This is a genomic window from Picosynechococcus sp. NKBG15041c, from assembly GCF_055380235.1.
Genome location: NZ_AP040363.1, coordinates 946,576 through 970,421, shown reverse-complemented (window position 1 = coordinate 970,421; position 23,846 = coordinate 946,576). Strand labels below are relative to the sequence as shown.

Here is a 23,846-nt window from a genome sequence, read left to right as displayed (position 1 = left end):
CATTACCATTTTGCCGTTTAGTGTAGGGTTATTTGGCTTCGGCTTTTTGATTTTTTTGGGGGTTCAAGCGCTTCGTAAACGGCATGAATCGCTGCTCTACATCGATGCCCAGGCAGCTTGGGAAACCCCTTGGGATGGTGAAATTATTTGGCAGGTGTTTATCATTGGTTTTTTTCTGGTCGGTCAAATTGTCCTGCCCCTCGTTCTCCCCCTAGCGCTCCAGGGTTTAAATCTAAATGCTGCGGCCTGGGCCGTGCGGGAAAAAGCGGTCTATACTCTTGTTACCTATTCATTGATGGCGATCGCTGGCTTGGGGGTTTTAGCCATTTCGCTCTGGGAGTTTCGGCCCTTGCCTCGGGATTGGTTTCAGGTGAAATGGTTAGATAACTGGACAGTCTGGGGCTTTGGGGGCTACATGGTTGCTCTTCCCCTCGTGCTTTTGGTTTCCCTGCTCAATCAACTCATCTGGCAAGGCCAGGGGGGAAGTAATCCACTCCTGTTTCTTGCCCTCAAAGCCCAGGATCAAGTGGCCCTAACCATTTTCTTTCTCACTGCTTCGGTGATGGCCCCTCTCTTTGAAGAAATTATGTTCCGGGGTTTTCTCCTGCCCTCCCTCACCCGTTATATGCCCGTTTGGGGGAGTATTATCCTGAGTGCCTTTTTATTTGCGATCGCCCATATGAGCCTGTCGGAAGTGTTGCCGCTAATGACCCTAGGTATCATTCTCGGGTTTGTCTACGTTAAATCCCGCAATCTGTTGGCACCAATGCTTCTCCATAGCCTGTGGAACAGTGGTACGTTACTGAGTCTATTTATCCTTGGCAGTTAGGTCAAATCGCCCGCCGCTGGGTTTTCCCGTAGCCAGGTTTCTAATTCCATGACCGACTCGAACCCAAATAGGCGATCGCTTAAAGCATCTAATTGGTCTAGATCAAGGGCTTGAATCTGTGCTTGAAATTTTGAACCCTGTTCTGGGAAGCGCTGTTGGATAAATCGTAAAATTAACTTACGAGCTTCATCTTGGCGCCCTTCTTGACGACCTTCCTGGCGGCCTCGCTGCCAACCTTCCTCCATCCAGGAAGTCACAATTCGTAGCACTTGAGCTTCTTCTTGGGGCTGAATTTGGTGTAACTCCTGCTCAAAGATCTGCTGTTCTGCCATATTTAACCTCAGATAGGTATCTACAAAACCTGACAACAGATGAATTCTGGCTGAATCCAAACGCAGCGTCACAATCATCCGTAGACATTCTAACTTGACTTTTGGGCGTTCCTCTGGACTAAACTTCATTTTCGCCATGAGCGCAGCAGCAACCGGATTCGGTTACTGAGGATTTGCTTGGTGGGAAATGCCACCAAAAAAATCTCTGGTTCTGGCCTCTGGGGAGAACGGTAGGAGAATAGCGCAATGGGATAAATGGGTAGGCGATATTTTTCGTACAGCCGTGCAAAATAGAGAAACATTCTCGCCGCAAAATCTGCCTGGGGCGTGGCTTGATTTTCGATGTGTACTAAAAAGCAAGTTTCTTGGCCCCGGAAACGAAGTTTCGCCACAATGTCCACATTGCGCCGTGCTTGACCAGGCAGGTCATTGAAAACTTCTTGGGTGAGAAAGGTTAAAGAGTCGCGTTCGGCTGCTTCTAGGACTTCAGGGGCAAAAAGTGCCAAGAAATCCCAGAAAAAAGTCGTCAGCAACTCCTTAAACAACAAATCATGGTCGATACTTTGGGTCATGATTGAGCCAAAAAACCACAGTAAGCACTGTCTAAATATCGTCGGGAATCACCCATTTAGGCGGTTCCATCATTTTTTTCAGGCGAGCAGCTTCGGCGATTTCGTGCATTTTGTCGATGGAGACGGTCTGCAAAAACTCACTGGCCTGGGCTGCGTATTCTTTGTTGGGGCAGTCTTCCCCTAGGATGCAACCGTTGATACATTCAACGGCGCAGTTTACGGTTTGACTCATTTTTCGCTCAAGGAATGGAGATGTGTTGTTCTGTAGTGTAACCCTCAGCCGCCACCGACAATGGTGACAATCTCCAGGCGATCGCCTGGCTGAATTAGAGTATGTTCCCAATGCTGACGGTGGAGAATTTCGCCGTTATATTCCACAGCCACGAGGCGCGGATTCAAGCCCAACTGCTCCAGAAAACGAGGCAATGACAATTCGCTCGGCGCGGTTTTTAGTTCACCATTGACCCAAACATCAATCATTTATGCGGTGGCCTCCTCGCAATCCTGTAGGGTTTGTTGACGCTTTAGTTGTGCGGCAAAATATTGTGCTGTCAAGGTCGGGTTTTCGCTGTGCATCAATGAACGCACCACCGCCACCCGTTCAGCTCCGGCCGCCAGAACATCTCCTAGGTTTTCGGTATCAATGCTTCCGATGGCAAACCAGGGCACGGGGCAATGGTCTTTGGCATAGCTGACATAACTGTGACCCGCTGCGGCTTTCCCTGGTTTGGTGGGGGTTTCATAGACGGGGCCAACGCCCACATAATCGGCCCCTTCATTGAGGGCTTTTTCGAGTTCCGTAGGATTAGTGGTGGAGCAGCCAATAATTTTACTGGGGCCTAAAATTTGCCGGGCGGTGGCGATGGGTAAATCTGTTTGACCCAGATGTACTCCATCGGCGTCCACGGCTAGGGCAAGGTCCACGCGGTCATTGACGAGAAAAAGGGCTTGGTAGCGATCGCATAATTTTTTCAAGGCGATCGCCTGGGCGAAGCGCTGTTCATCGGGGGTTTCTTTGTCTCGGTATTGCACGATTTCAACGCCCCCCTGGAGGGCCGCTTCGACGATTTCAAGGAGCCGGTCATGGGGAGAGGTCACCAGATAGAGCCGTGCCGTTTCTAAACGCTGTCGCAGATGGGGGCTAAATAGTTGACTTTCGAGGGTATAGACCTGATAGCGCATTTGTTTGCAGGCGATCGCCATCTCCGTTTTATAGAGTTTGGCGTATTCCTCTAGTACCCGCAGCGCTTCTTCGATGCGGCAGAGATTGGCCCGGAGCAGCGCTTGGACATCAGCGCGGACTTCTTCCTGGGGATGGCTTAAAGCTGTGCCCACATCGTTGGGGGTATCCCGGGCAGCGCGGAGTTCGTCATGGTGCCATTGGGCTAGGGTTTGGCGCATTTCTTTGCACCGGGCGGCCAGTTCGGTGTGATTGAGACCAAAACGGAACCATTCCTCGATGATCCGGAGTCCTTCCCGGGCTCGGTCGAGGTTGGCATCGAGGATGCGAAAAACTGCGGTGGTATCAGATCGGTGGGGTGTAACCATGGAGGCAGTAAACGTGACGGGTGGGGGCAAATCTTTACTTTAGCTGATTCCTATGGCAATCTCTGGGCTTTTTTTGTCATTGCCCCAGCGACAGGCGATCGCCTTTTAGAATAAAGTATTAACCCTGTGTTATTTTCCGTTGCCCAAGGCCATGGCCATTCATACCGCACCGCGACCCTTGTCTGATTCTGTTGATCCCTTAGATATGGCATCCATCACCTATCCCGTCGTGGAAACCTTCCATTCGATCCAGGGGGAAGGCTTTTGGTTTGGCACAGCGGCTTTTTTCATTCGCCTTGCCGGGTGTGATGTGGGTTGTCCCTGGTGCGACACAAAAATTTCCTGGAACCCCAAACGCCATCCCCAGATTACCGTCGCTCAGTTAAAAGAACAGGTGGCAGCAGCGCAACCCAAAATTATTGTGATCACTGGTGGTGAACCTTTAATGCATGATCTTGGCCCCCTCACCACGGGTTTAAAAGCGATGGGTTTCCCCCTGCATTTAGAAACCTCCGGCGCCCATCCCCTCAGTGGTGATTTTGACTGGATTACCCTTTCCCCTAAGCCCTTTAAAGCACCACTGCCAGAGGTTTATGACCATGTCAGTGAATTAAAAGTTGTGATCGATCAAGCCACAGATTTCCAATGGGCCGAAACCCAAGCTGCACAAATTGCGGCTGATGTCCCCAAATATCTCCAGCCCCAATGGGAAAATCCCGCCAGTCAGCGCCTGATTTTTAACTACATTCTGGCCCACCCCGAATGGCGGCTTGGCCTCCAGACCCACAAATTTTTGGGGGTGCAATAGATGAAACGGGCCGTTGTTCTGCTCTCCGGTGGTTTAGATTCGGCCACTAGCGCTGCCCAGGCGATCGCCGATGGCTATGAAGTGATTGCCCTCTCCTTTCGCTATGGGCAAAAACACAGTCGCGAATTGATCGCCGCCCAGCGCATCGCCGAACACCTGGGAATCACGGAGCATTTCGTCATGGATGTGAATTTATCCCAGTGGGGTGGTTCTTCCCTGACCGATGTCAACCAAGCAATTCCCCAAACAGGTGTCCAAACTGGCGAAATTCCTTCCACCTATGTCCCTGGCCGGAATACCGTTTTTTTGGCGATCGCCTTATCCCTTGCCGAAGCAAAACAGGCAGAAGCCATTTACCTGGGGATCAATGCGGTGGACTATTCCGGTTATCCTGACTGTCGCCCCGAGTACCTCGCTGCCTACCAGAAATTGGCAGATCTATCTTCTAAGGTGGGTGTCGAAGGCCATGCGCCCCAACTGGTTGCGCCCCTGGTGCTCGATACCAAGGTAGAAATTATCCAAAAAGCAGTTAAACTCGGTGTCCCCATTGCTGAAACCTGGTCTTGTTACCAAGGCGGCGACCATCCCTGTGGTCTGTGTGACTCCTGCCGCATCCGGGATGAAGCCCTAATCAAAGCGGGCTATCCAGAGTTGACCAGCCAAAAAGGATCTAGCAGTGATCGTTTTTAAAAATATGAATGACAGACGTTTAGGCTTTAGTTGATAAGTTGGTTTTTTATGCAAATAAATCTCTGGATCATTAGATAACTTCTTTGGTCCAGACTTTATTTGAAATATCGCAAACACTCATCATTTACATTGACATATTGCTTTTTTATATTTAGAATTGCCGATTTACGCTGTAAACATGACTCAATGAGATCTACTTTTAACGTTCTTTAGATTACTAAAAATTATTGATGTTTACTCTAATACCCAGTTTCTAAGCGCGCATATATCATTGCCTCGACGATGCTCCTGTGAGGGATATTTTTTGAAAAACTTTTAATTTAGATGATCGCAAATTATTCTTTTTGCTTCACTAAGTACTGAAATGCTGACAAACAAAAGAATTACGGCTAGGGCAATTTCTTAAAATGAAATGTCAGACTCACCTTTAGGACAGCGAAGCCGTGATTATGGATGCTCAACGCAGTTACGAATCAAAAACTCAGGCGATCGCCAGGGAGTTAATCTCAGCAACGCGGGAAAAACGATCATTTTTGGCGAAATTACAGGATCAAATGCGCCTAGATGATAAATTGCTCGGTTGGACGATGGGTAATCCCCATTTACGGGTGCAGCTGTTCCGGTTCATTGATGCGTTGCCTGCGCTGCCCGATAATACGGCGATCGCCCAACATCTCCAACAGTATCTAGGCGAATCCTCCGTCGAACTGCCCACTACACTCAAAAATATTCTCAATTTTACGGAGTCGAATTCGCCACCAGCTCAGCTTGCTGCAGCAACCATTAGTAAAGCAGTGGAAACTCTAGCATTTAAATATATCTCTGGCGAAAATACCAAACAAGTACTCAAAACCATCGAAAAACTCCGTAAAGAGAAGATGGGTTTTACGATTGATCTGCTCGGTGAAGCGGTGATCACAGAATCCGAAGCGGCGCAATATCAGCAGATCTACCTTGATCTAATGACAGATTTAGCGGTAGAGGCAAAACATTGGTCAATGGTGCCCCAGATTGATCAGGCGGATGGCGAGGATCTGCCCAAGGTGCAAGTTTCGGTGAAGTTGACGGCGTTTTATTCCCAGTTTGACCCCCTCGATCCGGTGGGTAGTAAAGAAGCAGTAGCAGATCGGGTGCGCTTGTTGTTGCGGCAGGCGAAGGAATTGGGCGTCGCGGTGCATTTTGATATGGAGCATTACAGCTACAAAACCCTGACGCTGGCGATTTTGAAAGAGGTGCTGCTGGAGGAAGAATTTAAGACGCGCAGTGATATCGGCATGACGTTGCAGGGCTATCTGCGGGATTCCTACGCTGATCTGGAAAATTTGATTGAATGGGCGAAAAAACGGGGTACGCCTGTCACGGTGCGTCTGGTGAAGGGGGCGTACTGGGATCAAGAAACCATTACTGCACTGCAAAATCACTGGGAACAGCCCGTATTTAACGAAAAAGAGGCAACAGATATCAATTATGAGCGGATGGTGCAGTTGCTCTTGGAAAATCACGAGTATTTGTATGCTGCGATCGCCAGTCATAATGTGCGGACTCAGGCTCTAGCCTGTGCGATCGCCACCGAGCTAAAAATTCCCCGTCGTCGCTTTGAATGTCAGGTGTTGTACGGCATGGGCGACCAATTAGCGAAGGCGTTGGTGCAACAGGGGCATCGCGTGCGGGTCTATTGTCCCTACGGTAAAATTCTGCCGGGGATGGCGTATCTGATTCGGCGATTGCTCGAAAATACGGCAAATAGTTCTTTTTTACGGCAAAATCTGGAGGAAAGACCAATTGAAGAATTAATTGCACCACCCCAAGGCAATTTAGATGCAACCATTCATGATATTGCTGCCAGTCCGATCACTTTTAAAGCTGCGCCAAACACCGATTATGCCGACTCCGACCTGCGCGACAAGGGCAAATATGCGTTGATGCGCGTTAAGGAAAAATTGGGCAAAACCTATCTGCCGCTGATTAATGGCGAATATGTGCAACCGGAGAATTTTATTGAGTCGGTGAATCCGTCCCGCTCGACTGAATTAATCGGTAAGGTCGGGCTGATTTCCGAAACGCAAGGCATGGAGGCGATCGCCGCTGCGAAGGCTGCCTTTCCCGCATGGAAGAAAACGCCTGTATCGGAACGCGCCAATATGCTCCGCAAAGCCGCCGACATTATGGAACAGCGTCGCCATGAGTTGAATGCGTGGATTTGTCTGGAAACGGGCAAAGTTTTGCGGGAGGCGGATCCTGAAGTGTCCGAGGCGATCGATTTTTGTCGTTATTATGCCGACGAAATGGAGCGTTTGCACAATGGCTACACCGTGAAAGCCGATGATTTGTCGCAGGTGCGCGGCTTTAAAAAGTACGATGTTGCAGGCGAAACGAACCGCTATTTCTATCAACCGCGAGGCATTGCGTTGGTGATTTCTCCGTGGAATTTCCCCTTTGCCATTGCGACCGGAATGACCGTTGCGGCACTGGTGACAGGTAATTGCACCCTGTTAAAACCTGCTGAAACTTCTAGCGTAATCGGTGCAAAAATCGCTGAAATCCTTGTGGAAGCGGGTATTCCCAAGGGCGTGTTCCAATTCGTGCCGGGGCGTGGCTCCACCGTGGGCGCAGCGATGGTCAAACATCCCGATGTCCATCTGATTGCCTTTACGGGTTCCCGCGAGGTGGGCTGTGATATCTACGCTAATGCGGCGATCGTGCAACCCAGTCAAAAACACTTGAAGCGCGTCATTGCGGAGATGGGCGGCAAAAATGCCATCATCGTCGATGCCAGTGCCGACCTCGATCAAGCCGTTGCGGGTGTGCTGCATTCAGCCTTTGGCTATAGCGGTCAAAAATGTTCTGCCTGTTCGCGGGTCATTGTGATGGACAGCGTTCACGATACTTTTGTGGATCGTTTGGTGGAGGCGGTGAAATCGATTCAAGTCGGTGAAACTGATAATCCGAGCGTCAAAATGGGTCCTGTGATTGATGGCTCTGCCCAAGCAAAAATCAAGGACTATATTCTCAAGGCAAAGGAACAATCAAAAGTTGCCTTTGAAACAGAAGTTCCTGATAACGGATTCTATGTTTCGCCTACGATTTTCACTGATGTAAAAGCGGATCATATTATTGCCCAAGAGGAGATTTTTGGTCCCGTTTTAGCAGTGATTAAAGTGAAAACTTTTGAAGAAGCTTTAGTAGTTGCTAACAGTACCGACTACGCTTTAACAGGTGGTATTTATTCACGCACTCCCAAACATATCGACATGGCAACGGAGGATTTTGAAGTTGGTAATCTCTACATCAATCGTGGAATTACAGGGGCGATCGTTTCGCGTCAACCGTTTGGTGGCTTCAAGATGTCGGGTGTTGGCTCCAAGGCTGGGGGACCTGATTATTTATTGCAATTCCTCGAACCGCGTCATGTAACAGAAAATGTTCAAAGACAAGGTTTTGCACCCATTGAAGGAGTTGATTAATTCATAAAAGTATATCGTCCTTCTACTATGAGGTGGGAGGGCGATCACCTACAATAATTAGAATCAATTATTTTAGATCTCGTCCATGTTGTTCGATTGGGATGAAAATAAATCCAAAATCAACCTAGAGAAGCATCAAGTCTCTTTTGATGAAGCAACCTCTGTCTTTGACGATCCTTTATTTTTAATCTTTGAAGATATAGACCACTCAATCAACGAAAAACGATTTATTATAATGGGAGAATCAGCCAGGGCTAGGTTGCTTGTTGTTGCTTATACAGAACGAGAAAATATTACACGTCTCATCAGCGCCCGCCTGGCAACCAGTAAAGAACGAAAGGCTTATGAATCAGACCTCTGAAATGGATGACGACTTACGTCCTGAATATGATTTTACCAACATGACCGTTGTGGCTCGTGGACAGGGAAGAAAACAACCGACCGTTACGGTCAATTTAGAACCTGATGTCGCTAAACTTTTTCCTGACTCAAGTGCTGTTAATGAAGGATTACGTTTATTAATGCGCCTGGTTCAGCAAAATTCCTTGAAATTACATGATCAAATGTTAAATACACCAGAAAATTCATGAATTTTGTAGAAATCAACTACCATGGTTTCTCGAATCATGTCATGTAATAAAAAATGTCTAGCGTCAAAACTCTAAGCTCATTACATAAATACAATCAACTCCAAAAATAAGATTATTTCTTCTGAAGAAATATAAGGAATAATTCAAGATTTTTGATGATTTTAAAGGTGTGATTTTATTTTTTGGGCATGGAATTTATGCATATACAACTCAGCAAAAATCCTAAGAGTGAATTAGAAAGCAATATTTTACTTCGAGCTTTTTGGGCGGAAATCAGAAAAGAATTTGGCAAGCTTCAGTGGCAGTTTTCTCCCAGGAGAGATGGAAAAAACAAAATAATTTGGTTTGGATATCCAGATATCGGATTGGGAAATACATTGAAAGTTGGTGTGACATATAAAACACGTAAGATCATAACAGGTGTATTAATTGAAAATATTCATAACCTTGAAAATAAATATCTATTAAAACTTAAAGAGTGTCTATGCAAAGCAGAAAAATCCAAAATAAGCTCTTTTTGGGTGAAGTCAAATTTTAGATATCCTCATGCTTACGGTCGGTCTTTTTATGCAAATAAAATTGAACCAATTTGCTACATAACTGACAGTAAAAAAAATTATCCTTCAAATGATTTGGTATTGTCTGTAGAAGCATTTGATTCTCTTGATGCCAAATCAGAATTCAAAAAAAGGAGTTATGTTATCATTGATATATTATCTTCTTTTACCAATTTATATTTTGAGTCTAAAGAGCCTGAAATCATTAAAGATTTACCTGAACTAAAGATTCTCAATAATCATGAAAATCTAATCTCTTCTGATTGGATAGATGATCACCCTATTGTCAACGAAAAGTTAGTCATAACATCTTTGTGTCAAACAATTATTAAATATTTTTTGTCTAATAACTGTAATCAGAATTTTAGATATTTACTATCTGCATGTCAGCATTTTCATTCAGCTTGCTACGCTGAAGAACAAGGAGAAATTTGGTTACAAGCCTCCAAAAATTATCACGAAACTGCTGTTGTGAGATATTTGTCAAGCTTAGAGGTTTTATCTCTTATAGGTGCGCCGAATTCAGAGACGTGTAAAGTATGTGGACAGACCCAATATAAGATATCTTCATGTGTTAAAGATCTGATACATAAATATTGTGGTGAACCAGCAAGAAATATGGTTTCAGAATTATATGAATTCCGTTCTAAATATCTACATGTAGGTAAACAATTATCGTCAAAATCATATGGAGGATCTATAATTCCACAAATTAGCTCCTCAGATAAAAACGGGGTCATTTCTCCCGTTCCGATGGTTCCTCTAGGTAATTTACGAGAATTTACAAGCTTTTGTATTCGCTCTGTCGCAAAAGAATATATGGAAGACGTATAACCTTTAGATACAGTTGCGATTGAGGCATTACACTACGTTAATACATCCTATTTGTGATGAAAAAAATGAAGGCGATCGCCTCAGCCAGTTGATTTTTATATTTAGGCAAAATATCAGGCTAACGTTCTGCATTTTAACTATTGCAAAATTATCAAGACTACTTTTGAAAAAATAAACTACTGACTTTCATCAGGATTAATAGCAAGATTTGCTTGAGAAAGCAGGCGATCGCACACAAAAAGCGTTCCCGATGCCACACAGATAGGGATAGTCAGCAAATTTAATAAAGGAAAGCTAACTAAACCCAAACACATGAGGCCAAACCCCGCACTGCCCGGCAAGGCCCGATAGACCTGGTGCAATTTTTGCCGAAAACTCAGCCGTCGTCGCTCTAGGGGTGCATCAAAAAAATCAAGACAGATAATTGTGATGCTCAGGGTCAGCCCGCCAAAGGAAGACAAAATACTGCCGATGCCAGGCAGAAAATTTACCCCAAACAAGAATGGCGATAGGGTCAAAACCAAGATGAGCTTTTTGAGTTCAAATAAAATTGCCCGGCCAATATCCCGGAAAAAGCCGACTTCAACGATTTCGAGGCGATTGGTGCGCAGCTTTTCGATGTGCTCTGACAGTTGGCCATACCAAGGCGCCCCCAAAACAACGCCAAACTGCACAAGAATGAGCCCCACGGCAATAAAAATGGCGGTAATCAAAATAAAGCCAACGCCAATCGCTGCCACATTCGCACCATAGTCCAGCCATTGCAGCCAGTCCGGGAGACGATCAATGAGGTTTGTGAGGCCGCTATTGATCCAACGATAACTGGCGATCGCCTGACCCCAAGCCCAGCGGAGGGAGAAAAAATAGAGGAGGCCGCCGATCACGATATTCAACCCCAGAGGGATCGCTAGATATTGCCAGAGCCGGGGATGCTGGGAGAGGAATCTCACCGCCCGGAAGGGGTAACTGGCGCCCCGCACAAAATCAATGGCCATAGTGCATTTCCTTGAGGCGATCGCCTACAGGTTTTAACAGTCCCTAAACTTCAATGGTGGGATAACGACAGACAAAACCGAGATCTTTTAGCTTTCGGTTCGAGACCCGCACATTCATGGGGCGCTCTGAAGGTTGGCTAGGATCCCAGATCACTGGAGGTAAATCATATTTTGCCGCGAGGCGAGCCAATAATTCTCGCCGGGGCAGGGGTTCATCGCCAACGAGGTTAAAGAGGCCGTCCAACTGTTTCGCTTGGGCGAATTCAAGGGCCGCCACAATATCTTCTAAGTGAATCCAGTTGCCATATTCGCTGCCATTGCCGGGGCGCACTTGACCCATGGCCCGTTGAAAAATTTTCTTGATTTCTCGCCCTGGCCCATAAATCCCCCCCAAACGGAGGATACATACCCGGCGTAAATCAGTGGCGATCGCCTGCAAGACCTGTTCTGTTTCCAGAAGAATTTCCGCAAAAATATGGGGCGGCTTGTCGAGGGTCGTTTCATCAACCCAAGCGCCATCATGGTTACCGACGATCGCATAGCTACTGGTGTAGATCACCTGCTTAACGGTGTCATTATGGGCGAGGACTTGGACGAGATTTTGGGCAGTTTTCAGATAAGCCAAACGGTAATTTTCTGCGGTGCGCCCCTTTGAGCCAACGGCTACAAGAATGACATCTTGGCCTTCACAGAGTTCCTGGAGCGCTTCCGGCTGATCGCCCTTGAGCACCTTCACCTGGTGGGCAAGATCCGCCAACTGAGCTACTTTTTCTGGGGTGGTGGTGGTGACGCTCACCTGATGACCTGCTTTTGTCCATTGTCGGGCGATCGCCCGGCCCACGTAGCCGCAACCGATAATCGCAATTCTCACCAGAAAAGACCCTCCTCAAAAAACCATGTCATAATCTTTAAGCGCGATAAATTTAAGCACTGTAACGCCTTTTTTCACCAATTATGCAGCTTTTTCCGCCATTTCCGCCCCTAGATCCACCATTGGACGGGTGGTCCCTCGCTGGGCGTGACCCTGAAACCATCCGGCGCTTGCTGCCCCTGTGGGAGTGGCTGTACAAGTATTATTTTCGGGTAGAAACGAGCGGTTGGGAAAATTTACCCACCGATGAGCCCGTGTTGGCGGTGGGCTCCCACAATGGCGGCCTCGCAGCGCCAGATATGTGGATGATGATGTACGACTGGTTTCAGCGCTTTGGGGTCGAGCGGCCCACCTATGGCCTGATGCACCCGAATATTTGGTTAGCTTTCCCAGAACTCGCAAAAATTGCCGTGAAAACCGGGGCTGTGCAAGCGCACCCAAAAATGGCGATCGCCGCCCTGAAAGCTGGGGCAAATGTGCTGGTTTATCCCGGTGGTGGCCAGGATGTGTTTCGACCCCATGTCCTCCGGAACAAAATTTATTTTGCCGAGCGGCGGGGCTTTATTAAACTGGCCCTCCGCCAGGGTGTGCCCATTGTGCCGCTGATTTCCTGGGGCGCCCACGACAGCATTTTTGTCATTGACGATATTTACGAACCCCTGAAGAAATTTCTCAAAACGTTTAATTTACCCTGGCTGTTTAATATCGACCCGGAGGTATTTCCTGTTTATCTCGGATTACCCTGGGGCATTGCCTTTGGCCCCCTCCCTAATTTTCCTTTGCCCACAAAAATGTACACCAGGGTTTGTCCGCCAATTCGCTTTGACAGGTCTGGCCGGAAAGCAGCGGGCGATCGCCTCTATGTGGAAGCCTGTTACCAACAGGTTTTAGCAGAAATGCAACAGGCCCTAGACCAACTGATCACCGAAGTGGAATCTCAACCAAAAGAATGTAGTTAACGGCGATCGCCTGGATTGAGCCAAGCGTTGAGTCCTTCTCCTAGTAGCGACAAACCCATCACCATCAAGGTCATGGTCAACCCCGGAAACAGTGCTGTCCACCAGATGCCCGTCGGCAGAGCATCGAGGGCGAGGCGCAGATCATGGCCCCATTCCGGCGTCCCATCGGGCAGCCCCAGACCCAAAAAGCCCAAGCCCCCCAGAATCAAAATCGCATCGGCAGCATTGAGGGTAAACAGCACCGGCACGCTCTGAATCACATTACGAAAAAGATATTTCGACAAAATGCGACTCGGTGTTGCCCCCATCGCTTGGGCCGCTTCGATAAACAGTTCGGTTTTGGCGCTGGTGGTGCGGTTGCGGACTAACCGAAAATACTGAGGCACATAGGAAATGCTCAAGGCGATCGCCGCATTGATGACCCCTTTCCCCACCACAAAGGCGAGGGTCACCGACAGCAACAGACCCGGCAGGGTATAAATCGTATCCATCAAAAACAACAGCAGGCGATCGACCTTGCCCCCAAAATAGCCGCTGACCATCCCCAGGGGCACACCGATGATCAGGCTTAGGCTGGTGGCTAACAACACTACCTTCAGGGCCGCCTGGGTTCCGAAAAGGGTGCGGGAAAAAACATCATAACCCTGGCGACTAGTCCCAAACCAATGTTCTCCACTGGGAGCGGTGTGGATGGGAAAGCTGAGGGAATCGAGGGGATCCTTGAGCCAGCCTAGGTTTTCAAATAAAGGTGCGCCGAGGGCGATCGCCACAAAAATCAGGGTGATGATCATCCCCACCAATGCCAAGCGCCGCGAAAGTTTTACCTCAGGATTTTCCCCTGCCATAAGAGCCCACAGAATCTTGAAACGGAACGTCTGTCAGTATAGCGGCTAGGGCGTATTAACCCTATGGTTTTACCAAATGTCGAGGCCAATCAAGATACTTTCTCGATCTGAAAGATCACCAATAAATTTGCGTAGGGGAGGCGGTAATTTTTTGATCAAGGTCGGGGTCGCAACGATCCGCTCTGATTCGGCTAAATCTGGATGCTCATAGACATCAATAATCCGAATTTCGTGGCGATCGCTGAGATATTCTTGGCAAATATTTTCTAATTCATTAATCGCCCAACGGGAGTTACTGCTACTACCCGCAACATAGAGGTAAAGCACATAAAACTCATGTTGTTTATGATGGGTCGGAGCAGCCGCATCCGGTCTGGGGGATGGATCGTTAGCAAAATCAGAAGCCATGTATTTCGGTGGGATTAGACCAGGACTGCGGTGTATTGCCGTTCTAAAATTTGTTGAAGGGCGATCGTCGTCCATTCTATATCTTCCGTTTGGGTTTGCGCACCCAGGGTGAGACGAATCCCCGAAAGGGCTTGGCGATCGCCATAACCAATTGCCTTGAGGATTGCACTGGGGTTTAACTTCCCGCTGTGGCAAGCGGATCCCGCACTAATGGCAATGCCTGCCAGGTTCAGTTGGCGGACAATAGCTTTCCCCGTGAGGCCCAGCAAGGGAGAATCCTGACGGAGGGCAAAGCTCACATGGTGAGGCAAACGCTGGTCACAATCGCCGGTAATTTGCAGATGACCATGATTAGCCCCCAAGCGCAATAATTGATTCCGCATCATCAGTAAACGCAAAGATTCTTCTGGAAGGGTCTGTTCTGCTAGTTCTGCCGCAGTTCCCAAAGCGACGATCCCAGGTAAATTCTGGGTTCCAGAGCGCAAGCTTCTTTCTTGACCACCGCCGTAGATTTGAGGCTTGAGTTCTACGCCATCGCGCACATATAGCGCCCCCGCCCCCTGGAGGCCATAGATTTTGTGACCCGAAAGGGACAGGAGATCTACCGGCAGGGTTTGCAGATCGATGGGAATGCGGCCTACGGCTTGGACGGCATCGGTGTGGAATAAAATGCCATGTTTTTTGGCGATCGCCCCCAGTGCGGCGATGGGTTGAATGGTGCCAATTTCACTCTGGCCATAGATGATCGAAATTAAAACCGTATTGCTTTGGATCGCCTGTTCTAGATCCGTTGGGGCAATGCGTCCTTGACCATCAACGCCGAGGCGGGTCACTTGCCAGCCCTGGGCTTCAAGGGTATCGGCGGCCCGGGCGATCGCCGGATGTTCCACCTGGGAAATGATCAGATGTTGGGGTTCTGGGTATTGACTGGTAATACCGAAAATAGCGAGGTTGTCTGCCTCTGTGCCCCCCGCTGTAAACACGATTTCATCGGGATTGGCGGCCCCAATCAAGCTGGCCACCTGACACCGCGCTGTTTCTAGGAGCGTTGCGGCCCGGTTTCCCCAACTGTGCAAACTCGAAGGATTGCCCCAGCCCTCGGTACAAACTGCCTGCACCCGCTGGAGGACCAAAGGGTGAGGAGGGGTTGTGGCGCTGTAATCAAGGTAAATTTGCATGGTGGGCGATCGCTTTAGTCTTCTTTTAGGATACCGCTTTCCCCTAAGGGAAACTCCCCCGGCCCAGGTCGGGGGAGTGCAACCATTTCATTTCTATCGGCTGGGTTCTAACCCAAGCTGGCCAGACCGTCGGCGTAGAGCTTCCGGGCATAGTCGGTCCAGGTACCTTGACCCCAATAGCGGAAACAACTGGTTTCTACTAACAGCAGATAAAGCAAAGACCGTTGGTAAGCCTCGGTTTTCGTCACACTGGGATCCTCAGCCACTAGACGGTCATATTTTTCGTGGAATTTGGCGCTCAGTTCGTTCATCGGCTCCAGGACATTTTCATAGCCCTTGACCCAACTGAGGTCGTTGGTCCAGGAAGCGCCATCCACATGGAACTGGTGGTCATGTTCATTCAAGTAGGCGATCGCCTGATTGACCGTTTCCGGGGTAACCTCTTGATTTTCAGCAGCAAGACGAGCCCAAATTTTTGCCTGGCCCACCGCCTGACAAACGGGGTAATCTGCTTCGCTGATGCCCTTCGCATCCAGCAGTTCCAGGTATTCTGTGCCGTTAAATCCAGCCACACTGCCATCGTTTTTGATGTCGTGCCAAGCGGGCAGGTAACCACCAGGGAACTCATTCATCATCACGCCGCCATTTTCACCATCAGCGATCTGAGAAACTAGACAGGGCACAGATTGACCGGCTAATTCCTGGCGACCCCGGCTCTTTGCTTCATAGTAGGGCTGCATTTGAGCCACAAGCTTAGTGTCAGAGCCCTGGGTTTTAATTAGGGCCGTAATGCTAATCTCTTCGCTCCGGGAATTTTTCACCACCAAGCGATTGGGCAAATACTTCTCGTCATGGTGCAACCCAGAACCATCAAGATGTTCGACGGAGTGCTCCTGGACCAACAGCCAGCGATAGCCACATTCCTTGAGGGCTTTGATGTATTCAAACAGGGTGTCTGGGTGATTCGGGAGGTGCATTTCTGGGGGCGAAAACCCCTTAACTCGCTTCAGGGCTTCCACCCCAAAGATCTCAGCGAAGTAATGTTGCCAGGCTTGGATCTGGAGTTTGAGATCCGGGATCGGTGTTGAGGGGGCCACCGCATGGCTCCACATGGTCCCAAGCCATTCCACATAGGGTTGATAGCGAGCATCAGTGGTAATTTTCTTGAGATTATTCAACACATCCTCGCGCCCCATCTGCTTCAGACCCCAGAGCAAATTTCCAGAATAGTCCAGCATGATCCGGGGGCTGCAGCCAGCTTCGACGAGCTCCGGGATAAAATCCCCCATGCGGCTATAGCACCAGGCAAATACCGAGGCATTGTGGTTATCACCGTCATGGGGGTTCTCCATCATGTGCTGCAGATTGCAGATCAAAGCGCCATCGGGCCCAGCGGGAATGGTGGGCTGGTGCATATGGAGGGCACAGGCAAACCCCGCATTGATTTGATCTAGATTAAGGTCACTCCGGTCGAGGAAGATTTTTTCGGTGTGATTGACAATCTGAGAAATTTCCTGCTCTTGACCACAAATGTTGGGTAATTGGGTTGTGTGAGGAGAAAGTGTCGAAACCATATATTTTTCCTTTATTTCTATAGCGCGATCGCCTAGCAAGGGTCGCGATGCAGCAGCGGACAACAAAAAATATGGCCCGTGTTGCTGTGGTCTTCATGGTATCTCAAGACCTTGACAGTTAAGTTAAAGTTTTTATTCGGCTTGTTATTATTTGCTAACCTGATGAATTGTAAAGAAAAAAAGAGGAACCAATGCATTGGTTCCTCTCGCAAAAATAAAGTTTATTAACGTTTAGAAAGCTTCTTTTCTACCACTTCAGGAGGTTGAACTGCTCCATATCGATGGTGTTGCGGTTCCGGTAAATGGCCAGAATGATCGCTAAACCCACGGCGGCTTCGGCGGCAGCTACGGTAAGGACAAAAACAGTGAAGACTTGGCCTTTGATTTCTCCGGGGTCAAGGAAGTTAGAAAAGCCCATGAAGTTGAGGTTGACCGAATTGAGCAACAGTTCAATGGACATCAAAACCCGGACGGCGTTACGGCTCGTGACTAAACCATAGATGCCGATGCAAAAAAGGGCAGCAGCAAGAATCAGAATATATTCAAGTTGAATTTGCATGGGTGTCAAAAAAGCTTAATTTTGTTCAGATTTAGGGCTATTGGTTGCAGCGAGCTCCCGGGGACGCTCAGGCAGCTGTAGGCCAGTACCACCAACTGCGGTGTCAGATATCTCAGGGATAATATCGCGGCGGGCCAAGATAATTGCTCCCACCATCGCAATAAGGAGCAGGAGGGAGGCGAGCTCAAAGGGGAGCAGAAAATCGCTAAAGAAATGTTTGGCGATCGCTACCACGGAGTTGCCCACCGCTGCCGGAGAGAGACTCGATAAAGCCCAGGGGGTGACCAGAACCATGGTACCGAGGAGTGCAAATAAGCCTAAGCACACTAGGGCCGTTGCCCCTTGACGCAATAGACGCCCCGGTAGTTTGGTGAAATCTTCTTGTTTGTTTACCAACATGATTGCAAACAAAATCAAGACATTGATCGCCCCAACGTAAATTAATACCTGAGCCGCCGCGACGAAATCAGCATTGAGCAAAATATAAAACCCAGAAATGCTGATGAAAACGCCCCCCAATAAAAAGGCTGAATAAACAATATTTTCAAAGAGGACAACCCCAAGCGCTGAACCCACCATCATCACCGTTAGGATGGCGAACGAAACAATTTGAACACCTTCTGCTAAATTCACAGCTTTGTTAAAACTCCTGCTAAATTCACACCTGCACTTAATCTTTAAATCAACCTATTCGGCGGTTTCTTTGGCTTGATCGGCTTTCAACCGGGCCAGAATATCTTCGGGATGCTCCCCAGCCCGTTGAGCTCCTTTGGGGAGACCATGGGGCTCAATGACCCCCTGGGGCAAGTAAGCCAGTTCCCGTAGGGGGGTCACCATCGGGTCTTGGGTGACTTTGTAGGGGAGGCGACCGAGGGCCACGCTGTCATAGTTTAATTCGTGGCGATCGTAGGTGGCCAATTCATACTCTTCGGTCATGGAGAGGCAATTGGTCGGGCAATATTCAACGCAGTTGCCACAGAAAATACAAACCCCAAAGTCAATGCTGTAGTGCTTGAGAGTTTTCTTTTTCGTGGCTTTATCAAATTCCCAATCTACGACGGGTAGGTTGATCGGGCATACCCGTACACACACTTCACAGGCAATGCATTTATCAAATTCGTAGTGGATCCGCCCCCGAAAACGCTCGGAAGGAATAAGTTTTTCGTAGGGGTACTGCACCGTTACTGGGCGCCGCCGCATGTGGTCAAACGTCACCGAAAGACCCTGACCAATATATTTGGCTGCCTGGGCTGCATCCTTGGCATAGTCACCGACTTGTTTGAGGATCTTAAACATAGGACATGGGTTGAGAAGGTAGACAAAAAAGAAAATTTAAGCTCTAGCCACCAAAGGCAAAGGGAAAGGCCAATTTTAAAGCCGCTGTGAGGAGTAGGTTCACCAGGGCAACGGGCAAAAGAAACTTCCAGCCGAAGTTTAAGAGTTGATCAATGCGCACCCGAGGCAGAGTCCAGCGCAGCAATACGGCAATGAAAACAAGGGCGTAGGTTTTGACCAGGGTCATAATGATCCCCAAAGAAGCGGTAATGAGCTGGAGCCAAGGGGTATTGGGGTCAATACTCAGCCAGTTTGCGAGCTTATCGAGGGGAATGGGAAATTCCCAACCACCCAAGTACAGAATAGAAACGATCAGGGCCGAGAGAACGAGGTTTACGTAGGAACCCACATAGAATAAGCCAAATTTCATGCCGGAATATTCCGTTTGGTAGCCTGCCACCAGTTCTTCTTCGGCTTCAGGGAGGTCGAAGGGAAGACGCTCACATTCGGCGAGGGCTGAGATCCAAAAAATCAGGAAACCAATGGGTTGTCGCCAAATGTTCCAGCCCAAAATGCCATAGCCAGATTGTTGTTCGACGATGTCAATGGTACTAAGACTATTGGACATCATGGCGATCGCCAGAACAGCCAAAGCTAAAGGAATTTCATAGCTGATTGATTGGGCGGCGGCGCGGAGGCCCCCCAGCAGAGCATATTTGTTGTTCGAAGAGTACCCAGACATCAACAGACCAATGGGGGCGATGCTCGAGAGGGAAATCCAGAGAAAAATTCCCACGTTTAGGTCTGTGATCACAAGGTTTTGGCCAAAGGGGACGATGAGATAGGACAAAAACACAGGAATCACAACGAGGGCAGGCCCGAGGGTGAACAGCCAAGGATCTGTTTTTGCTGGCACTACATCTTCTTTAAAAACAAGTTTAAGACCATCGGCAACTGGTTGAAGAACCCCCAGGGGCCCTGCATATTCTGGCCCAACCCGTTGTTGGGCGGCGGCAGAAATTTTACGCTCTAGCCACACCACAACCAAAACTCCCACCGTTGCGCCAATAATCATGAGCAACAGGGGGAGGGGTAACCAAATGGTCTTTGCGATTTCGTGGGGTAACCCAAGGGATTGGAGGGTTTCGATAAAACTACCTTGGAGATCGATTCCTGAATTCATAGGGGTTCTTTAGCCTGCACGATGGATTATTAGGAAATGTATCGAGGCAGGGATTTCCAACAAAAGTGACATCACTGAATTAGTATATCGTTGTTCCGGAAAACTCCGTCATCGAAACCCCCCAGGGATTTGAGGGGGGAATCAGGGCTCTCTGTTTTAGCTCATTTGAAAAATGAAGGTTACTTTATCGCCTTTACCAAGGCCCAGGCGATCGCCTGGCCGGAGTCGATGGCGATTGCCCACGGGGAGGGGCGCATGGTTGATATAGGTACCGTTAGAACTCCCTGTATCTTCGACATAATAAATCCCTGCTTCTTGGCGTAGGTCGGCATGGATGCGGGAAACGACTTCGGAATTCGGAAAACCAGATACATCAATATCTGGGGGCACTGTATCGTTGGGTTTACCAATGTGAATGACCGTTAGATGGGCCGGAATTTCAAGGGATACATCGGTTTGGACATGGAGCAGGCTCGCTGTTTGTACCTGGATTTGGGTTGCGGCCACAGGGGGGGACGTCGCCATAGATGGAGAGGAAGCATTGGGCATCTCTACAGCACTGCCAAAGCCCATTTCTGCTTCCAGCGGCACCTCTGGTGGGAAACTAGGAGAGTCGGGTGTTTCTAGGATGTCGAAATTTGACGGCTCAGGCATATCTAAGGCCACCGTAGGGTTTGCGGCTTCTTCTGCCTCGAAAAAATCTGGAAAATCGGGCAATTCGATATCCGGGACTTCTGGAAAATTCAGGTCGAGCTCAGGGGGGCTAGTCGGTGCAGTGGGAGGGTTTGGGATAACGGTAGGGGGCAGTTCCGAGGTGATATTGGCCACTGCTTGCTTGAGGTTAAAGCCACATTGACCGCAAAAAGCAGCATTGCTCTGGACGGTAGCACCACATTGGGGGCAGACCGCTGCTTGGGGGAGGGGAGTATAACAGGCTTCGCACTGGACGGCGCCGTCAGGATTTTGATGGTTACAGTTGGGACAACTAATCATGACCGTGGGATAGGCACAGGGGAAAGAATGGTTTTATTTTGAAGCGCTGGGTGGGGATTCGTTTGATAGATGGTGTCGTGGGGGGTGAGGCGATCGCCCGCCGCCGCATCTAGAAGCCACCAGAGGATGCCATGGTCAGGCTCAATGAGCTTACTGGGATAGGCAAAACCATCGGCCTCGCTGTGAAAGATTTGTTGGAGCGCTTCCTGCTTATTGTGGCCTGCAACCAGAAAGATAATGTGGTGGGCTGCGTTAATCAGGGGCACAGTGAAGGTCAGTCTGGGTTCCCCTTGTTTCTCTCCGACGGTGATCAGGCGATCGCTTACTGCCAAAGCCGCCGTCTGGGGGAACAGTGAAGCCGTGTGGCCATCATCACCCATGCCCAACAAAATAATATCGAAGGCAGGCCAGGTCTGATCGCCAAAAAAGGCCCTGAGGGTAGCGTCATAGGTGGCCGCATCCAGGTATGGGTCCGCAGCGTCGGTGGGCATCGGGTGGATATTATTCGGGGGCATGGGTACTTGGTCTAACCAGGCTTGCCGAGCCATGCGCTGGTTACTGTCTGGGTGATCGGCGGGGACGTAACGCTCATCACCCCAAAAAATATGAATCTGCTCCCAGGGGAGGTTTTCCTGGGCCAACTTTTCATAGAGGGGCTTGGGCGTACTGCCACCAGCGAGGGCAATGGTACAGATCCCGCGACGGGCGATCGCCTCTTGAATGCGGCTGACAACAATGCGACGGGAGCGTTTTATCAGCTCCAGCTGATCGTCCAGAATTTCCAAGTATTTTGTCATAAACTTTACAGAGGACGAACGATGCCCCCTAAAATGGCGTTACTCGTCATTCTAGTGGCGACCCCTAAAAACGCCCATCGACTGATACATAAAGTATGAATAACGTCCGTTTTGCTTCCTTCACATCCTTAACCCTCAGGGTTTTAGGTGCCATACTCCTAATTTCTTCCCTCGTAGACTACGTCGTTGTTGCCTTCCCTTGGATGCCCCTCAACGATGCTTGGCAAATTAACTTCACCAATCAGGTGGTGGGCAAAGGGATTAACCCCCTGATCGGGATCGTTGCACTCCTATTGGGCAGTTGGTTAGAGGCCAATGCTGGTAAAAAAGAGGCCAAACTCCGGGTTTCGATCACCGATGGCCGCTTCCTGAGTTTTATCTTTGCCCTAATCCTCGGGGTGATTTTTCTCGTGCTCATTCCCGTACATCTCAATAATCTCCAAGGACTCCGCCAAGAGGCGATCGCCCGCATCGAGCAAGAAAGTCAGCAACAAGAGCAAGAAGTCCAAGCCCAGTTTTCCCAACTCCAAGCCCTTGCCCAAGATCCCGAAGCACAGCAGGAACTCGACCAGCAACTCCAACAAATCGACGCAGCCCTCAATTCTGGCCAAATCCCTCCCCAACAAATTGCCCAGGCCGAAGCACAGAGAGAGCAGCTCAACCGATTTAAAGACCTCGCCGCCGATCCAGACGCCCTCAATGCCCGCCTGGAAGAATTACAACGCGGCGTTGTTGAAGCCCAAGCCGAAGAGCGCGGTCGGGCCACCCGCAATATGATTCAAGAGATATTACAAACTGGCGTGCGGAGTCTTCTACTCGGTCTCGGTTATTTACTGGTTGGCTGGTTCGGGATTCAAAATGCGCGTACAAACACCGGAGGCACACCTACACCCACAGCATCCGAAACACCAGTTGATCCTGAATAAATAGGTTTAAGGGGAGAATCAATTTCTGTGATCTCCCCTGGCAAAGTTTCAATAAAACACATTGGCAACCCTGGAGAATTCAGTAAAATAGAATACGTCGTCTTTTTTCTTAACATTTCACCGATTTTTCCCTTCTCAGCGCCCCTGAGATCAACAAATCTCCGTCGACAGGCCATTTGATAGCACCGCTTTTTATCATCCCCTTCGTCCACCACCATCTTCCCTAAGGAAACCCAGTCCTACCGTGTTAGAGCGTCTAAAGCAAGATTTAAAAAATGATCTGATTGCCGGGTTGCTTGTCGTGATTCCCCTAGCAACCACGATTTGGTTGACGATTACCATCGCTACTTGGGTGATTAATTTCCTGACTCAGATTCCGAAGCAAATCAACCCCTTTGATGGCCTAGATCCGATTTTAACCAATGCTCTAAACATCGGTGTTGGTATTACTGTTCCTCTCACCTTCATTCTGGTCATCGGCTTGATGGCACGGAATTTTGTCGGCCGCTGGCTCTTAGATCTCGGGGAACAAATTCTACAGGGAATCCCCCTGGCCGGCGCAATCTACAAAACCCTCAAACAGCTCCTCGAAACTCTTTTACGAGATTCCCAGAGTCGATTCCGGCGTGTCGTTATGGTGGAATATCCCCGACCGGGAGTATGGACTCTTGGCTTTGTGACCGGGGCCGTTAGCCCCCAGCTCCAGGCTCAAGTGAGCGATCCACTCCTGAGTGTGTTTATCCCAACCACCCCGAACCCCACCTCTGGATGGTACGCGATGGTTCCCGAAAATGAAGTGATTAACATTTCGATGTCCATCGAAGACGCGTTCAAAATCTTGATTTCTGGCGGTATTGTTAGCCCTGATCTGGAAGCTGACCGGAAGCCGATGCGGGCAACTATGCCCTTAAACTTAAACCGCCGCAAAAAGCCCCGCGAGTTAGAGCGCTCCCTCGATGACTTGAATACCCCCCAGGTAGATATGCTTTCTCTGGAAGAAGAAGTGTAGTTTAATGGTGCGTCTGAGCGATCTTTAGCTTTTATTGTTTATCCCCCCTT

The 23,846-nt window shown here is 49.0% G+C and carries 27 protein-coding genes; 10 read left to right on the top strand and 17 right to left on the bottom strand.

What is annotated here, in order from left to right; translation table 11 throughout:
* Positions 1-295 precede the first annotated feature (295 nt).
* Complete coding sequence (locus ACZ45B_RS04790) at positions 296-829, top strand: lysostaphin resistance A-like protein (RefSeq protein WP_464675025.1); 534 nt, start codon at positions 296-298, stop codon at positions 827-829.
* Here the strand turns inward: ACZ45B_RS04790 and ACZ45B_RS04785 are convergent.
* Genes ACZ45B_RS04785 through ACZ45B_RS04765 form a run of 5 tightly spaced genes read right to left on the bottom strand, consistent with a single transcriptional unit; the run spans position 826 to position 3,281 of the window.
* Positions 826-1,299: a DUF4351 domain-containing protein gene (locus tag ACZ45B_RS04785; protein ID WP_464675006.1), complete on the bottom strand. Its 474-nt coding sequence runs from the start codon at positions 1,297-1,299 to the stop codon at positions 826-828. The two genes, ACZ45B_RS04790 and ACZ45B_RS04785, sit on opposite strands and share 4 nt — an antisense overlap.
* Positions 1,287-1,733 carry an RpnC/YadD family protein gene (locus ACZ45B_RS04780; RefSeq protein ID WP_236612363.1) on the bottom strand — a complete coding sequence of 149 codons (447 nt, stop codon included), beginning with the start codon at positions 1,731-1,733 and terminating at the stop codon, positions 1,287-1,289. The genes ACZ45B_RS04785 and ACZ45B_RS04780 overlap by 13 nt, the downstream gene beginning before the upstream one ends.
* 31 nt (positions 1,734-1,764) lie before the next feature.
* A complete protein-coding gene (locus tag ACZ45B_RS04775; protein ID WP_024544664.1) occupies positions 1,765-1,965 on the bottom strand; it encodes a hypothetical protein in 201 nt (66 codons plus the stop codon).
* Between the two features lie 44 nt (positions 1,966-2,009).
* Positions 2,010-2,213 carry a sulfur carrier protein ThiS gene (gene thiS / locus ACZ45B_RS04770; RefSeq protein ID WP_024544665.1) on the bottom strand — a complete coding sequence of 68 codons (204 nt, stop codon included), beginning with the start codon at positions 2,211-2,213 and terminating at the stop codon, positions 2,010-2,012.
* A complete protein-coding gene (locus tag ACZ45B_RS04765) occupies positions 2,214-3,281 on the bottom strand; it encodes a thiamine phosphate synthase (RefSeq protein ID WP_024544666.1) in 1,068 nt (355 codons plus the stop codon).
* A gap of 205 nt (positions 3,282-3,486) precedes the next feature.
* Between ACZ45B_RS04765 and ACZ45B_RS04760 the strand changes: the two genes are divergently transcribed.
* From ACZ45B_RS04760 to ACZ45B_RS04735, 6 genes are all read left to right on the top strand, one after another.
* Positions 3,487-4,089 (top strand): 7-carboxy-7-deazaguanine synthase QueE, encoded by a 603-nt coding sequence (locus ACZ45B_RS04760; RefSeq protein ID WP_029681616.1) that lies wholly within the window; start codon positions 3,487-3,489, stop codon positions 4,087-4,089.
* Entirely contained in the window at positions 4,090-4,779 is a 690-nt protein-coding gene (gene queC / locus ACZ45B_RS04755) for a 7-cyano-7-deazaguanine synthase QueC (RefSeq protein ID WP_024544668.1), read from the top strand. It abuts the gene before it with no gap.
* A gap of 449 nt (positions 4,780-5,228) precedes the next feature.
* A complete protein-coding gene (gene pruA / locus ACZ45B_RS04750; RefSeq protein WP_464675005.1) occupies positions 5,229-8,243 on the top strand; it encodes an L-glutamate gamma-semialdehyde dehydrogenase in 3,015 nt (1,004 codons plus the stop codon).
* Between the two features lie 85 nt (positions 8,244-8,328).
* Positions 8,329-8,604: a BrnT family toxin gene (locus ACZ45B_RS04745; protein WP_024544669.1), complete on the top strand. Its 276-nt coding sequence runs from the start codon at positions 8,329-8,331 to the stop codon at positions 8,602-8,604.
* Entirely contained in the window at positions 8,588-8,833 is a 246-nt protein-coding gene (locus ACZ45B_RS04740) for a hypothetical protein (RefSeq protein WP_024544670.1), read from the top strand. The genes ACZ45B_RS04745 and ACZ45B_RS04740 overlap by 17 nt, the downstream gene beginning before the upstream one ends.
* A 197-nt stretch (positions 8,834-9,030) precedes the next feature.
* Positions 9,031-10,224 (top strand): hypothetical protein, encoded by a 1,194-nt coding sequence (locus ACZ45B_RS04735; protein ID WP_038027711.1) that lies wholly within the window; start codon positions 9,031-9,033, stop codon positions 10,222-10,224.
* A gap of 176 nt (positions 10,225-10,400) precedes the next feature.
* Here ACZ45B_RS04735 and ACZ45B_RS04730 read toward each other — a convergent pair whose 3' ends face one another.
* Both ACZ45B_RS04730 and ACZ45B_RS04725 read right to left on the bottom strand, forming a co-directional pair.
* On the bottom strand, positions 10,401-11,219 hold the full coding sequence (locus tag ACZ45B_RS04730; protein ID WP_024544672.1) for an EI24 domain-containing protein: 819 nt from the start codon (positions 11,217-11,219) through the stop codon (positions 10,401-10,403).
* Between the two features lie 43 nt (positions 11,220-11,262).
* Positions 11,263-12,090: an SDR family oxidoreductase gene (locus tag ACZ45B_RS04725; protein WP_024544673.1), complete on the bottom strand. Its 828-nt coding sequence runs from the start codon at positions 12,088-12,090 to the stop codon at positions 11,263-11,265.
* An 83-nt stretch (positions 12,091-12,173) separates the two neighbouring features.
* On the opposite strand from ACZ45B_RS04725, the gene ACZ45B_RS04720 reads away from it, so the two are divergent.
* Positions 12,174-13,049 (top strand): lysophospholipid acyltransferase family protein, encoded by an 876-nt coding sequence (locus ACZ45B_RS04720; protein ID WP_024544674.1) that lies wholly within the window; start codon positions 12,174-12,176, stop codon positions 13,047-13,049.
* Here ACZ45B_RS04720 and ACZ45B_RS04715 read toward each other — a convergent pair.
* The 10 genes from ACZ45B_RS04715 to pgl form a co-directional block, all read right to left on the bottom strand.
* Positions 13,046-13,894, bottom strand: a complete 849-nt coding sequence (locus ACZ45B_RS04715) for an ABC transporter permease (protein ID WP_029681618.1) — start codon at positions 13,892-13,894, stop codon at positions 13,046-13,048. The two genes, ACZ45B_RS04720 and ACZ45B_RS04715, sit on opposite strands and share 4 nt — an antisense overlap.
* 69 nt (positions 13,895-13,963) lie before the next feature.
* Positions 13,964-14,302, bottom strand: a complete 339-nt coding sequence (locus ACZ45B_RS04710) for a circadian clock KaiB family protein (RefSeq protein ID WP_024544676.1) — start codon at positions 14,300-14,302, stop codon at positions 13,964-13,966.
* A 14-nt stretch (positions 14,303-14,316) separates the two neighbouring features.
* Positions 14,317-15,480, bottom strand: a complete 1,164-nt coding sequence (locus ACZ45B_RS04705) for a cysteine desulfurase family protein (RefSeq protein ID WP_024544677.1) — start codon at positions 15,478-15,480, stop codon at positions 14,317-14,319.
* Between the two features lie 107 nt (positions 15,481-15,587).
* Positions 15,588-17,054, bottom strand: coding sequence for a hypothetical protein (locus ACZ45B_RS04700; protein WP_024544678.1), 1,467 nt, complete (start codon positions 17,052-17,054; stop codon positions 15,588-15,590).
* 247 nt (positions 17,055-17,301) lie between these two features.
* Entirely contained in the window at positions 17,302-17,607 is a 306-nt protein-coding gene (gene nuoK / locus ACZ45B_RS04695) for an NADH-quinone oxidoreductase subunit NuoK (RefSeq protein WP_201766560.1), read from the bottom strand.
* 21 nt (positions 17,608-17,628) lie between these two features.
* Positions 17,629-18,246, bottom strand: coding sequence for an NADH-quinone oxidoreductase subunit J (locus ACZ45B_RS04690; protein WP_024544680.1), 618 nt, complete (start codon positions 18,244-18,246; stop codon positions 17,629-17,631).
* Between the two features lie 54 nt (positions 18,247-18,300).
* Positions 18,301-18,909 carry an NAD(P)H-quinone oxidoreductase subunit I gene (gene ndhI / locus ACZ45B_RS04685; RefSeq protein ID WP_024544681.1) on the bottom strand — a complete coding sequence of 203 codons (609 nt, stop codon included), beginning with the start codon at positions 18,907-18,909 and terminating at the stop codon, positions 18,301-18,303.
* Between the two features lie 43 nt (positions 18,910-18,952).
* A complete protein-coding gene (gene nuoH, locus ACZ45B_RS04680) occupies positions 18,953-20,071 on the bottom strand; it encodes an NADH-quinone oxidoreductase subunit NuoH (RefSeq protein ID WP_024544682.1) in 1,119 nt (372 codons plus the stop codon).
* Positions 20,072-20,227: 156 nt separating this feature from the next.
* Positions 20,228-21,064, bottom strand: coding sequence for an FHA domain-containing protein (locus tag ACZ45B_RS04675; protein WP_024544683.1), 837 nt, complete (start codon positions 21,062-21,064; stop codon positions 20,228-20,230).
* Positions 21,061-21,861: a 6-phosphogluconolactonase gene (gene pgl, locus ACZ45B_RS04670; RefSeq protein ID WP_464675004.1), complete on the bottom strand. Its 801-nt coding sequence runs from the start codon at positions 21,859-21,861 to the stop codon at positions 21,061-21,063. Before pgl ends, ACZ45B_RS04675 begins: the two co-directional genes overlap by 4 nt.
* Positions 21,862-21,956: 95 nt before the next feature.
* Here pgl and ACZ45B_RS04665 point away from each other — a divergent pair, with 95 nt between their 5' ends.
* On the top strand, positions 21,957-22,787 hold the full coding sequence (locus ACZ45B_RS04665; protein ID WP_024544685.1) for an HpsJ family protein: 831 nt from the start codon (positions 21,957-21,959) through the stop codon (positions 22,785-22,787).
* 244 nt (positions 22,788-23,031) lie between these two features.
* Complete coding sequence (locus tag ACZ45B_RS04660) at positions 23,032-23,796, top strand: DUF502 domain-containing protein (RefSeq protein WP_024544686.1); 765 nt, start codon at positions 23,032-23,034, stop codon at positions 23,794-23,796.
* Positions 23,797-23,846: the final 50 nt, after the last annotated feature.

Coding starts and splice junctions, on each gene's coding strand:
- thiS (WP_024544665.1), bottom strand. CDS start 2,213: ATGATTGATGTTTGGGTCAATGGTGAACTAAAAACCGCGCCGAGCGAA.
- ACZ45B_RS04720 (WP_024544674.1), top strand. CDS start 12,174: ATGCAGCTTTTTCCGCCATTTCCGCCCCTAGATCCACCATTGGACGGG.
- ACZ45B_RS04675 (WP_024544683.1), bottom strand. CDS start 21,064: ATGATTAGTTGTCCCAACTGTAACCATCAAAATCCTGACGGCGCCGTC.
- queC (WP_024544668.1), top strand. CDS start 4,090: ATGAAACGGGCCGTTGTTCTGCTCTCCGGTGGTTTAGATTCGGCCACT.
- ACZ45B_RS04775 (WP_024544664.1), bottom strand. CDS start 1,965: ATGAGTCAAACCGTAAACTGCGCCGTTGAATGTATCAACGGTTGCATC.
- pgl (WP_464675004.1), bottom strand. CDS start 21,861: ATGACAAAATACTTGGAAATTCTGGACGATCAGCTGGAGCTGATAAAA.
- pruA (WP_464675005.1), top strand. CDS start 5,229: ATGGATGCTCAACGCAGTTACGAATCAAAAACTCAGGCGATCGCCAGG.
- ACZ45B_RS04760 (WP_029681616.1), top strand. CDS start 3,487: ATGGCATCCATCACCTATCCCGTCGTGGAAACCTTCCATTCGATCCAG.
- ACZ45B_RS04700 (WP_024544678.1), bottom strand. CDS start 17,054: ATGGTTTCGACACTTTCTCCTCACACAACCCAATTACCCAACATTTGT.
- ACZ45B_RS04780 (WP_236612363.1), bottom strand. CDS start 1,733: ATGACCCAAAGTATCGACCATGATTTGTTGTTTAAGGAGTTGCTGACG.
- ACZ45B_RS04765 (WP_024544666.1), bottom strand. CDS start 3,281: ATGGTTACACCCCACCGATCTGATACCACCGCAGTTTTTCGCATCCTC.
- ACZ45B_RS04745 (WP_024544669.1), top strand. CDS start 8,329: ATGTTGTTCGATTGGGATGAAAATAAATCCAAAATCAACCTAGAGAAG.
- ACZ45B_RS04715 (WP_029681618.1), bottom strand. CDS start 13,894: ATGGCAGGGGAAAATCCTGAGGTAAAACTTTCGCGGCGCTTGGCATTG.
- ACZ45B_RS04705 (WP_024544677.1), bottom strand. CDS start 15,480: ATGCAAATTTACCTTGATTACAGCGCCACAACCCCTCCTCACCCTTTG.
- ACZ45B_RS04710 (WP_024544676.1), bottom strand. CDS start 14,302: ATGGCTTCTGATTTTGCTAACGATCCATCCCCCAGACCGGATGCGGCT.
- ACZ45B_RS04740 (WP_024544670.1), top strand. CDS start 8,588: ATGAATCAGACCTCTGAAATGGATGACGACTTACGTCCTGAATATGAT.
- ACZ45B_RS04790 (WP_464675025.1), top strand. CDS start 296: ATGGCGATCGCTGGCTTGGGGGTTTTAGCCATTTCGCTCTGGGAGTTT.
- nuoH (WP_024544682.1), bottom strand. CDS start 20,071: ATGAATTCAGGAATCGATCTCCAAGGTAGTTTTATCGAAACCCTCCAA.
- ACZ45B_RS04735 (WP_038027711.1), top strand. CDS start 9,031: ATGCATATACAACTCAGCAAAAATCCTAAGAGTGAATTAGAAAGCAAT.
- ACZ45B_RS04665 (WP_024544685.1), top strand. CDS start 21,957: ATGAATAACGTCCGTTTTGCTTCCTTCACATCCTTAACCCTCAGGGTT.
- ndhI (WP_024544681.1), bottom strand. CDS start 18,909: ATGTTTAAGATCCTCAAACAAGTCGGTGACTATGCCAAGGATGCAGCC.
- ACZ45B_RS04785 (WP_464675006.1), bottom strand. CDS start 1,299: ATGGCGAAAATGAAGTTTAGTCCAGAGGAACGCCCAAAAGTCAAGTTA.
- ACZ45B_RS04730 (WP_024544672.1), bottom strand. CDS start 11,219: ATGGCCATTGATTTTGTGCGGGGCGCCAGTTACCCCTTCCGGGCGGTG.